Source organism: Cuniculiplasma thermophilum (genome assembly GCF_052315355.1).
Taxonomy (GTDB): Archaea; Thermoplasmatota; Thermoplasmata; order Thermoplasmatales; family Thermoplasmataceae; genus Cuniculiplasma.
Window position 1 is genome coordinate 1 of the sequence record NZ_JBLSDF010000046.1, and the last position, 12,327, is coordinate 12,327.

The following is a 12,327-nucleotide window of genomic DNA, read 5'->3' on the forward strand; positions in this document are numbered from 1 at the left end:
GACCGAAAAAAGTTGTGAATTTCATAGATAGTATATTAATAAAAAAATATTAATTATCTAAAATTTTTTTGAATTCTTGTAAAATTCTATGAGTATTTTTACAATCTTGGTTTTTAGATTCAGGTACTTAGAATTTTTAATTTTTTTCTTTATTTTGTACAATGCCTGTTGCGATATTCCCTTATCCTTAACGGCCTTAGGTTTCAACGATAGAACCCAGTTGTAGAATTCCATAACATCATCATATTCCAGATAGTCATCCTCTTCTATTCCAATGATCTGAGTTTCATCAAGGTTGTTCGTCTCCTTACCTATGTACCTTATCCTATCAGCAACGATGTGTTTTCTGTGGGCTATTCCTTCATCGTCATAATCGAACTTATGATCATCATGCCTTACATACTGTGTAAGGACATCCTCTAGGGTATGCCAGTATTCAGATGATGAAAATGGTAATTTATCAGATATTGTATCTGTTTTGTAATCGATGAATTTTTCATATTGGATACCAGCTAAATCTTTTTTATATGGCAGACAAGGTATAACGTCGTTTTTCTCTAATCCGATAAGCATGAAATTGAAGGGCTTGATCTGTTTATCTATGGTCTTGCTAGAATTCATTTTCCTGAACCGTCTCAGGATAGAGGGCTTAGATATGGTAATCTGAGATATTGCGATCCTGTTAGAATATTCCTTAAAGTCTTTTGTAATAATTGATTTCCATATATGTTTACCGTCAATATCCTTGAGATGACCCAAGCCATGAGTTGAATATTTCAGTATGTTGATTTCACCATTTTCAATCCTATACAGACAATATCTCTTTGCCGATATGCCATAAAACATTACACTGTCTAAGGGATTATGATTATCGTCCTCTTCAATCTTGAACATTTCAACCTCTACAGCATAAGGATTGAGCGGTCTAAAGAAATCTTGTATCCCCTTGACCTTGTTTGGTGATACAAAAATACTATCCGTATCCATATATGCGATGTATCCACCCTTAACGGCAATGGATTCAGCCATAGCCAATATCAAACGTGCTGATCCGGTAATTAATGATGCCATAACTGGATTGAAGTATTTTCCATTATCCTCAATCTTCTTTACTCTGGATGTGAATTGATCAACTGAATTAACTTCGACATCCTGAGCGGTATCCAACGATCTTGTGTTCTCTTCTATGTATATTCCGTATGATGTTGCATTTGCAATTATTTTCAATATTAGTTGTATCTGGTCTTTATCAGAACGGTTAGATTTCTTAACCTTGATTCTCTCTTCTATTACTTTTCTTATGAAATCCTCACTTGAAGATATCGTTATATCAGATATGCTCACATCAGTCAGATTATCCTGAATACCCTGAGGAATGAATGTTATCGCTTCCACAATCTCAGGCGTCTTTCCTGTAAGCAATTTTGAGGCTATGACGTCTTCAACGGTATACCATAATTCCTGTTTAGAGGTTAAGTAGTTGATCCCGATGTTTTTAGCCGTCTTCGAATATTCCATTCTAACAGGCAATATGTCCTCATTTGGTTTTATCTTGGCAATGGAATGCATCTCGGGTGATTTCCATGTCTCTGGTTTATTTAGATCGCCTATACTTACATTCTTAACAAATTCTTTAACCGATTCCGTGCTGGATGTAAACTTTAAATGTTTTGCTTTGAGAAATTCATCTAAATTTAACAACGAATAAACGGTTGGATACATTGAGGTGAAGTCCAGATACGTAATGGGTACCGGCCTATTGCGAATCCTTATCTCTGTTCTGCCTCCATAGTATGAGGACATGGCATATCCCAATATCTCTTTAGGGAAATCTGGATTCTGTTCGAGGAATGGCTTGATATTCATTTTCTCAAGGTATGCCTTACCTATTGAAGCCGGTGAATATAGTATGTTAGGCTCTTTGTTCAGGTTAAACATCTTATATCGCTCTAAGGCCTTATCGTATAGATCTGCGGTGCTTCTGACATCCTGAATGTTGTAATCGATGTATTCCTCGGTTATCTTTCCATGCTCTTCGGTATGCATTTTTCTGGATGCACCAAAGTCTTTACATGCAGAATCCAATGAATACGATCTATCGGTTAAGGCAAAAGTAAAGGTCTTTAGGTCTACGAAATATCCTTTGTAAGACCCGTATTTCTTATCGCTCTTCTTTCTCAATGGTTTTGTAAACGTTATAAATGATCTCTTTTGGTCTATGGACTCTATGCGTACTCGTGGATTCCTTTTATCCTCTGATAACTTGAATGAAAATGCATCATCGCTCTTACGTGCTATACCATAATTAATAGCCAATCTGGATATATCAAAAGGTAAATTGAAGCCTATGATTTGGCATCGCATCTTGTAAGCATAAGGATAGAATACGTTGTCAACAAATTCCCTCACCGGCATAACATCTATATTATGCTTTTTTCCATAATCCAATAAAATTTGTATCTTATCCTCTGGAATATTACCATAGAACAGATACCATTTTTCCTTGATTCCAGTGCTTATCTTTTTTTGGATTACGCATGATCCAAAAGTAAGATTCTGATACTGGTCTATTGTTGTCTCAGTATCGAATATCAACCTGATATTTGGATTATGATTCTCGGGTTCTTTTGTGTGTTTTTCCTTACTGTTTCCGGTAAATGCTCTTACAAATATATCACTCATAGGCAAATCCCTCTGTCAATTTCTCAGCAAATCGCTTGAAAATCTCTTTACCTGTCCTTTGATGTTTTAATTCGCATACATCAATTAGACCAAGAATCAGGAAAGCACCCTTATTTTCAGCGTTGGGATCAAGCCAAGAGCTATCCCAAAGTCTTTGTTTATCTGTAAGTATCTTATGGCATTCCTGACATACTGTTATAGTCTCATTCCCATGTTTGCGTCCTCTAGCATGGTGCAGTTCTAACTTTTTACTAGAACCGCATATCTCACATTCGTTATATTTAGGTCTATTCTCATTTTCAATGATATCCGTTATCCAATTAAACGTTTCCTGATACTCATTATCCATTGTTTCTTTTGCCTTGATTAAGGAATCGTATATTTTACTGGATAAGAGTATCTGATTGATCATAGTTTGTATATTTCCCAAAATTCAGGTTCTTCTTGTTGTTTAGCGATTTCATAAAGCTTATCCGGAGTTGTTTCGAATCTATGCACTTTACCCTTTGAGTCCTTGAATGGCTTCTTGAAAGGCTTCAAGACCTTGATATTACCGTTTCTTAGGAATTCATTAACAGCTGAGTTGTATTTTCCAATCTTTGAAGCAACACGGGAATCTTTAATCTCAATCCATTCCTGTTTGCCGTTCTCGTATATGCTCATTACCCTTGATATCCTATCCTGAGACTTTGCGATCCACTTTCCCTTTACCTTTTTGAAAGCGCCGGTATTCTTGATTACGGTTTCCGGTTTAATATGAAGTTCCTTAGATGCTTTTGTTAATGACTGACCATTCCTGACTTTCCTCAGGACATCAAGAGATTTTTCTCTTAAACGCAATTCCCGTTTTGTAATAGCTGACCATGACATCTTGTGGACTGGTTCAGATTTCAGTACTGAAACTATTTTTTCTTTGCCCTTTGGATGTCCTCTTAGCTGTGATAATGATGCTTTAGGATATTTTTCATGCAATCTTATGACACGGTTTCTGTATGATTCTGATCCTTTGAAGTTCGATAGCCATTTCTCAAAAGAACGGTATTTTGGTGAGAATTTCACTTTCTCACCTTTTGTCTTTCTATGCAAGAGCTATGACCCCAGTCCTTGTATCTCTTCTTCATATCGCTGTATACGGGATCGTCATCCCTTTCCCTTATGTTCATTGGCTTTCCACAGACTGAGCACGGTAAATGTATGGTATTCAGATTCAATTTCAGACGTTCATTCTCAGCTTTCAGTCTTTCTATCTCAGATTTAAGGTTAGATACATCTTCTTCATATCGCAAGCCTTTCTTGAGAAGCTGTATTGCTCCCTCACTCTTCGTTTCTATTCCCTTCGCTTTTAGATATTCCTCAACAGCATTTTCCAGTTCGGTATCTATCGATACTGTGAATATCCTTCTCATATTCTTTTTTCACCTCTATAGAACAGACAGCATTACAGACTGTTAGACAATCTGTAATCACTGTTCTACAATATCTGTATAGGAAAATCGATATTATTGGTATTTTTCAATTTTAAAGACTATACTGTATAATCAACAGATATGGGGTATACTGTCTAATAGTCATAATCATATTATATGTAAATATCCTATCATATTAATGGCAACACGTAAGAGAAGAATGCCTAGCCAGAGAGAACCAGTTGGAAACACAAAATCCGAGATCGTTATTTACGTTTCAAACAACGATGGGGCAACGATAACAGATATCAGAGCTTATTTAAGAAAAGAGAAGAATATAAGGAATGTCAAGGTTATTAGAAAGCACTTATCGGATTTAGTAAGTGAAAATATCATAAGCATTAGAAAAGCAGAAAGGAGAGGTTTGAGCGATACATATCACATAGAAAGGTCATTTTCCCAGTTCAAGACCGTCTTCAATTTTCTAAATGATTTTTACAAGCCACTGTTCTTAAGAAGCAAATATGCTAGGGAACAGATCTTCAGCGATTATTTTTTTATTTATGGAATGGTGAACATAGGAATTGAGGTGCTTAAGGACTTGATTCAACTAAGTGATGAAGATAAATTTAATGAGCTTATTGAGAAAGCAAGGAGAAATGGTGAGGACGTATCGGTAAAGGAAACTAGAAAAACTATTGAAAATATGAAAAATCAACTGAGTGGGTATAACATTGTTGATATCGAAGATTATCTAAGAAATGCAAGACCTGAGGACTTGATTTCCAATATTAATAACCTCTACGAAGTACAACCTATTGAACTCAAACCAATATTAAGCAATGTGATTAACTCAATATTTCCGGATAAGCAAAGAAATGAGATGCTACAGATAATATCATCATCTCCAATGGCAATGGATTATTTCCTTAATCTTAGATCAGCGGATAGAACATATCTCTTTGTAACTATCTTAAGGTATTATCTCGGCTCATTATTTATGGATCCAGAGAAAGCCTCTCTTATTAACTTGTTCGATGAGAATCATTCAACCTTTGAAAGCGATCCCATGTTCTTTATATCTAGGATACTTAGCATTCAGAAGGTATCGAATGACAACCCTCTTTTAACCATACTGAGATCGTTTTTTGTTGTTGATTCTTTCAATGGAAATGTTGTTGATAATGAATATTCTGAATCTGTCTTAAAAGAGATATTGTTGCCAAAGGTGAACAAATGAATCCCTTACTCTTATCTGGCTTTGGAATAAGCATCGAAGTTAGCAAAGCACATCTAATCATAAAGCAAAAGGATAACACGATCGAGTTTGAACCTCACCGGATACCTTATGATTCAATCATAATTGATGGCCATTACGGTTCAATAAGTTTTGAAGCGATGAGATGGCTTTCAAAACATGATGTCTCTATCGTTTTGCTTAACTGGAATGGGAATTTATTATCGGTAACACAACCTCAGGAAACCCTTAACGCAGACCTGAAAATAAAGCAATATGAGAAATACCTCAATCCTGAATTACGATTATATATAGCCGGTCAGATTGTCAAGCAAAAGACCAAGTCCTCAATCGGTCTGATTAAGGAATTATCAAAGTTCTATGACATCGATTTAACCACAATAAGCAGGGAAATTCAAAGAGTGGATTATGACAACATAAACAGTCTTATGATGTATGAAGGACGCATTGCATCGGCTTACTGGACTGAACTATCAAAGATATTCAATTCATTAGCTAAGGATTTCAATTTCCAGTCAAGGAAAAATCTATCGTATTCATGGAATATGAATGCGTCCGATCCTATCAATGCTTTACTGAATTATGGTTATGCTATACTGGAATCAATCGTAAGAAAAGACATCAATGCAATAGGTCTTGATGTCTCTATAGGATATCTTCATGAGATAGCACCGTCCAAACATCCTCTTGTATACGATCTACAGGAATTATTCAGGTATGTTATTGATTATTCCGTTATCGAACTACTGGAAACAAAATTGAAGAAATCAGATTTCATAACAACTGAGAATTACCATATCAGGTTAAAGCCAGATACAGCTAAGCTACTGATTGAAAAAATTAAGGATAACTTCAACAAGCGTTATGAGTTCAGGAATAAACAGCATACTTTGAATAACATCCTTTACGAAAATGTAAGGATTCTGGGCAATTACATCTCTGGTAAATCCAAAGCATTAGATTTCAATATTCCTGAAATCGGAATCGATAGGGTAGACGATAAAGAATTGAGGTCAAAGATTATGGCAATCAATCCTCAAAAGAGGAAAGAGCTGAAAATCAACAAGTCAACGCTATGGTATCAGCAGAAAAAGATTAAAGAGGGAAAAAGTATTGAGATTTATAATAAGACTCAGGTGAAAATTTATGGAAAAGAATGAACAGTTATTTTACGATAGATTGAAGGATATATTTATAGGGACTAAAGTAGAGGGTAATTCTGGCTTTGTTAATTTAATGAAGATAAAATCATCTTACTTTGATGTTGTTTTCAAGGAATTGAAGAAAGAAATAGATGAAAAGACGATGGGGTTACAGGATTTCAGAGAAGAGATGTACGATAAGTTAAACACATTTTTCTCTTCATACTTTTCCGAATCTGGATCTGTATATTTCACATACACACCATTGAAAAGCAAAATTTATGATAAGATATACACAGATCGGGATGATGTAATATTATTTTGGAAAACAAGGATGCTCTATTACGTAAAGACAGACAAATTATGGAACAATTTAACTGTTGAGTATGAAAAGGACGCTATAAAATACATAATAAAATTTGATGTTTCAAAATTAGAGCATAAATCAGGAAACGAAAAGAGAGAGATAATATATGAATTAAATAATATAGAGAACAATGAGATAATATTCTATGTTTATTATTCAGAAAAAGGAAGAAAAACAGATTTTAACGATATAACAAAAAAACTAAAAGAAAATAAAATTTACCTCGATGAAGAGGATATTGAAAAAATATTCAAGATATTCGAAAGACAGAACGAAGTGGATTATTTCATAAACAAGGATGCTAAATCCTTCTTAAGAGAACAATTTGATCTATGGCTGAAAATTTATATTTTCGATGATGAATCAGACTTTTCTGAAAAAAGATTGAAGGAGTTGAAATTACTAAAGGAGATAGCGTATAAGGTTATAGATTTTGTATCTCAATTTGAAGATGAACTTGTAGAGATATGGAATAAGCCAAAGTTTGTTTTGAATTCAAATTATGTTATTACTTTGGATAGAATTGCAAATAAGAAAGGATTAATAGAAGTAATTGAAAAAATAATTGATTCCTTAATTAAACAGAATAAAGAATTTAGAGAAAACATTACTAAATGGAGAGAAATTAAACAAGTAAATCCTATAGATCAAAATTCTGAGGAAGAAAGTAAAGAGAAATATACTGATGAAGAAAATAATAGAAGTAAGGGTAAGGGATATAGATATAGATTTGAAAAAGCAGGGGAAATAGACAATCAAATTGTAGAGTGGTACTTATTAGATTTAATTGATGAGGATTTTTATCCAAACTCAATATTGCAAAAAAGATTAACTAAAACTATTAATGAAAAATATAAATTCCTACCTATTGATACAAAATACTTTAAAGATATAGAGTTAGATATTCTTTCACTATTTGATGACTTAGATAATGAACTAGATGGTTGGTTAATTCATTCTGAAAATTATCAGGCATTGAATACAATACTCCAGAAGTTTAAAGAAAAAGCACAGACTATTTATATTGACCCACCATTTAACTTGGGCACTAATGCTGATTTCTTATACAATGTAAATTATAAAGATTCTACATGGACTACTATGCTAGAAAATAGAATAAGTTTAGCTAGAAATATACTCAGAGATACAGGTAGCATATTCGTAAGGTGTGACTACAATGGAAACTGGATTGTTAGACCCTTAATGAATGAAATTTTCGGAAAGGATAATTTTAGGAATGAAATTACAATTGCTAAGTCCAAGGAATTCTTCAAAACAATGACACGTATTAAAAAATTCTCAGAAGAGTCCGAAAGCTTATTCTTTTTTTCAAAAACAATTAATTCAACATTCAACCTTCTATATGTTAAAAAAGAAAGTCCATCAAAATATGAACCTTTCTTGCCAGTTAAAGATAAAACTTATCAAGATTCTAGGATAATCAATGATAAAGAATATACTTCGCCAAAAGGTAGGAAATGGGGCATACAACAAGAAGATATTGTAGATTTATTAAAAGAAAAGAGATTAATTTATGAAGATGGAAAATGGTATCTTATTACTTATAAAGAACCATTAAAGGATGTATGGATAGATTTTCAAGGATATTCAAGACAATGGGGTTTTAAGACAGAAAATAGCGAAATATTTATAAAAAGAGCAATACAGTCTACATCGAATGAGGGAGATCTGATCCTGGATTTCTTCTTAGGAAGCGGAACCACCACAGCAGTAGCACATAAACTTAAAAGAAAATGGATAGGTGTTGAAATGGGCTCGCATTTCTATACAGTAGTTTTGCCTAGGATGAAGAGGGTTTTGTTTTATGATAAGTCTAGCATATCTAGTGATGATGATGTGAAAAGTAAGTATAATGAGAATAATGCTGGTGGATTCTTCAAGTATTATGATTTAGAACAATATGAACAAACGCTTAGGAAATGCCATTATATACCTTCTGAACCTTTCTTTGATTTAGACGATAAATCAATCTATGAACAATATGTTTTCTTAAAAGATCCAAAGCTTTTGGATGCAATGGAATTAGATTATAAAAATAATAAAATAAAAATTAACTTCGATCATATCTACCCCAACATCGATATTGCTGAAACGCTTTCATTGATTAGAGGCAAGAAAATTAAGAAAATAGAAAATAACGCTGTAACATTAACAGATGATTCTGGAAGTGAAGAGAAGATATATTTTGACAACATCGATTTTAAGACAATGAGGCCATTGATATGGTGGTAAAATTGACCAATGAGGATAGAAAACAAAACATAATTTACGAAGCAATTGGAAATGAACTTGATTACGAGGCTTTGCCTAGATCATGGCAACTACCAAATATTCAATACTTTTCCAATAAAACATTATTTGATTATCAGGTAGATGCTATAAAGAATATCACCAAATTTTTAAACTTCTTCTATGAAAATTTTTACGAATATCCAAAAAACGACAAATATGAAGATTTCATCGAAGCCAAGAAAAAACTTTACAATGAAATACTTAGAAAAAATAAGGCTGTGAAATCTCTAGAAATAAGTGACGACAATGAAGCTGTTAGGAACATATTGCAATACTATGATTATACGATTCAAAATAAAAGAAAAGTAATTAATTTCTACAATTTTGCCAATAGAGCAAGCTTCTGGATGGCCACAGGATCTGGGAAGACTCTAGTCATAATAAAAATGATAGAATTGATAGATTATTTAATGAGAAACGAAAAGCTACCAAAAAATGACATTCTCTTTTTAACATACAGGGACGATCTTATAGAGCAGTTTAGGAAACATGTTAATGAATACAATGAATACCATAATAGGAAAATTAACATATATGACTTAAGAGATTATGAAAAGGTAAAGTATGGGGGCTTTCTAATAGATAAGGATGGTATAAATGTATTCGTATACAGATCCGATCTAATTTCAGAAGAAACGAAAGAGAAGACTTTATCATACAGGGATTTTGAAAACAATGGGAAATGGTATTTGATACTTGACGAAGCTCACAAGGGAGATAAGGAGGATTCCAAAAGGCAGGTATATTTTTCATTCATAACAAGATTCGGATTCTTATTCAACTTCTCAGCAACATTTACTGATCCATGGGATATCATAACAACGGTGTTCAACTTCAATCTTGATCGATTCATAGAGAAAGGTTATGGCAAGAATGTGTATGTATCCCAGAAAAATCTGGATAAATTTAGCGAATTCGATGAAAATGAAAAAGAAAAGATTGTACTGAAATCACTAATACTTCTCACAGCTATCAAGAAAGCAAAGGAAAGCATATCATTGATTGATAAAAATTTGTACCATAATCCAATGATGGTTATATATGGAAATTCAGTCAATACAGATAAATCAGATCTTGAATTGATTTTCAATATTTTAGACAGAATTGCTACCAATTCGAATTTTAATAATTTTAGTGATGCAATGAATGACCTCATAAATGAACTAAAGGATCACCCTAGGTATGTATTTGGACACGACGAATTTGTACTAAATGAGGGCTTTATAAGAGCAATAAATTATGATGATATATTGAAATATGTCTATAATTCAGATAGGCATGGGAAGATCGAAGCGATAAAGATTCCGAATAACGAGGAGGAACTTGCTCTTAAACTTAAAACATCCGATAGGCCCTTTGCTTTGATAAAAATAGGAGACATCGGAAAGTGGGTTAAGGAAAAGTTAAAGAATTATGAAATAAGTGAATCCTATGACAATCAAAGTGTCTTCAGCAAATTGAACGAAGATGACAGCTCTATAAATATTCTTCTCGGTTCCAGATCATTTTACGAGGGCTGGGACTCTAATAGACCAAATGTAATGATGTTCATAAACATAGGCAAGGGTGATTCAAAAAAATACGTGCTACAATCAATAGGTAGAGGTGAAAGAATTGAGCCATTAAAGAATATGAGAAAACGCTTGAGATTTTTAGCAAATGAAAATGTTTTAGCGAAGCAGTTTAAGAATAAACTCAAAAATTATGAAGTTTCAATGATTGAATCTCTCTTTGTGTTCGGCACAGACGTTAAAAATATCGCAAAAATAATGGATTCCATAAAATACGAAAGAAGTAAATCCGGATTTATTTTAGAGTTAAAGAAAAATCAGGATACAGAAAAATATGAATTGTTAATACCCATTTATAAGGAAAAAGACAAACCAGCCATAGATGAGATACCAAAATTCTCTGGAAATTTTGATCTCTTAGACTCATATATGAAATGGATTGGTGATGATAAAATATTATATGCCATATATTCCGATTATTTACAGATCTCAGATATTCCTGAATTAAGAGAATACCTTAAAAAAGAAAATTTTGAATCGAATCAAACTGGGAATGCATATATTCAAACCATAGATTTAATAGATCATATCAAAATCACCTTAGAGAATTTTGATAAGTTTAAGGCTCTTGAAAATGAAATTATACACTTCAAGGAAATAAACGCTATTCTTGATGAAAGTGAATTAGAGGACTTGAAGAGGAAGATCAATAACGTGGTTGGGGTGGAGAAACAAGAAGAGAAACTTAAGCAAATCACAGATGAATATAATAATGGAAAAATTTCATATGAGGAATATAAGAAGCAGATTAAAAGCATAAATTGGTTTGAGGTACAGGATTTTCAAAAGGATAATTATAGAATAAGCATTAAAAATGTGAGTAACCATTACTACATTCCAGTTATGATAGCAGAGGATTCTAAGGAGGATATAATTAATCACATAATCAAAGAGGAGAGCGAAAAAAGATTCATAGAAGATCTTGAAGATTTTATAAAAGATGATCAAATTGACCTTGATTTTTGGTTTTTCTCAAAGATAGATCAGACAACCGATAAAGTTTACATTCCCTACTATAATAAAAAGAACAATAAACAGGAAAAATTCTACCCGGACTTCATATTTTGGATTCGCAAAGGTAATAATTATTACATTATATTTGTAGATCCAAAGAGCACAGCGTTCACGGATTATGAATTCAAAGTTGACGGATATTCAAAGATCTTTGAAGAAAATGATAAAGTAAAAAGTTTCAAGTGGAATGGGTTAAATATATTTGTTTATCTTTTCCTTTATACAGACGATAAGAATAAATTGTCCGATAAATACAAAAAATACTGGTGTGATCATCCTAAGAAGATTTTCAATCTAGTAAATGAAACATTTTCCAAGAATTAGTTTTCCTTTTTTTTATTTCTTAGTTAGTTTTATTGTTAAAGCCCAGAGTCGTTAAGGATAAGGGAATATCGCAACAGGCATTGTACAAAATAAAGAAAAAAATTAAAAAGGTTCTTCCCACTTTCATGTGGGTAATTTTATCTAATGCTTTGATATATTATTTAATGGACGAATGCCAGCTCTATTCAACATTGCTAGAACTTAAATCACCCTGGAAGGTTGAGAATGTTTCCCTCAATTCTGTGAAGAA

General features: G+C 32.8%; 9 protein-coding genes. 5 read left to right on the forward strand and 4 right to left on the reverse strand.

Annotation, left to right across the window (positions count from 1 at the left end; all coding sequences use genetic code 11):
- Nucleotides 1–57: 57 nt before the first annotated feature.
- The 4 genes from ACNF42_RS07755 to ACNF42_RS07770 are packed head-to-tail and all read right to left on the reverse strand — an operon-like array spanning nt 58 to nt 4,088.
- Entirely contained in the window at nt 58–2,682 is a 2,625-nt protein-coding gene (locus tag ACNF42_RS07755; RefSeq protein WP_443340183.1) for a hypothetical protein, read from the reverse strand.
- Nucleotides 2,675–3,094, reverse strand: coding sequence for an HNH endonuclease signature motif containing protein (locus tag ACNF42_RS07760; RefSeq protein WP_443340184.1), 420 nt, complete (start codon nt 3,092–3,094; stop codon nt 2,675–2,677). Before ACNF42_RS07760 ends, ACNF42_RS07755 begins: the two co-directional genes overlap by 8 nt.
- Nucleotides 3,091–3,741 (reverse strand): helix-turn-helix transcriptional regulator, encoded by a 651-nt coding sequence (locus ACNF42_RS07765; protein WP_443340185.1) that lies wholly within the window; start codon nt 3,739–3,741, stop codon nt 3,091–3,093. The genes ACNF42_RS07760 and ACNF42_RS07765 overlap by 4 nt, the downstream gene beginning before the upstream one ends.
- Nucleotides 3,738–4,088 (reverse strand): hypothetical protein, encoded by a 351-nt coding sequence (locus tag ACNF42_RS07770; protein WP_443340186.1) that lies wholly within the window; start codon nt 4,086–4,088, stop codon nt 3,738–3,740. Before ACNF42_RS07770 ends, ACNF42_RS07765 begins: the two co-directional genes overlap by 4 nt.
- Nucleotides 4,089–4,287: 199 nt before the next feature.
- On the opposite strand from ACNF42_RS07770, the gene ACNF42_RS07775 reads away from it, so the two are divergent.
- The 5 genes from ACNF42_RS07775 to ACNF42_RS07795 all read left to right on the forward strand — a co-directional run.
- Nucleotides 4,288–5,328 carry a hypothetical protein gene (locus tag ACNF42_RS07775; protein ID WP_443340187.1) on the forward strand — a complete coding sequence of 347 codons (1,041 nt, stop codon included), beginning with the start codon at nt 4,288–4,290 and terminating at the stop codon, nt 5,326–5,328.
- Nucleotides 5,325–6,506 carry a CRISPR-associated endonuclease Cas1 gene (gene cas1 / locus ACNF42_RS07780; RefSeq protein ID WP_443340188.1) on the forward strand — a complete coding sequence of 394 codons (1,182 nt, stop codon included), beginning with the start codon at nt 5,325–5,327 and terminating at the stop codon, nt 6,504–6,506. The genes ACNF42_RS07775 and cas1 overlap by 4 nt, the downstream gene beginning before the upstream one ends.
- The gene (locus ACNF42_RS07785; RefSeq protein WP_443340189.1) at nt 6,493–9,108 is read left to right on the forward strand and encodes a DNA methyltransferase; all 2,616 of its coding nucleotides are present in this window, start codon (nt 6,493–6,495) and stop codon (nt 9,106–9,108) included. The genes cas1 and ACNF42_RS07785 overlap by 14 nt, the downstream gene beginning before the upstream one ends.
- Before the next feature lie 2 nt (nt 9,109–9,110).
- Nucleotides 9,111–12,077 carry a DEAD/DEAH box helicase family protein gene (locus ACNF42_RS07790; RefSeq protein ID WP_443340190.1) on the forward strand — a complete coding sequence of 989 codons (2,967 nt, stop codon included), beginning with the start codon at nt 9,111–9,113 and terminating at the stop codon, nt 12,075–12,077.
- Between the two features lie 32 nt (nt 12,078–12,109).
- A partial coding sequence (locus ACNF42_RS07795; RefSeq protein WP_443340191.1) for a hypothetical protein occupies nt 12,110–12,327 on the forward strand: 218 nt, incomplete at its 3' end.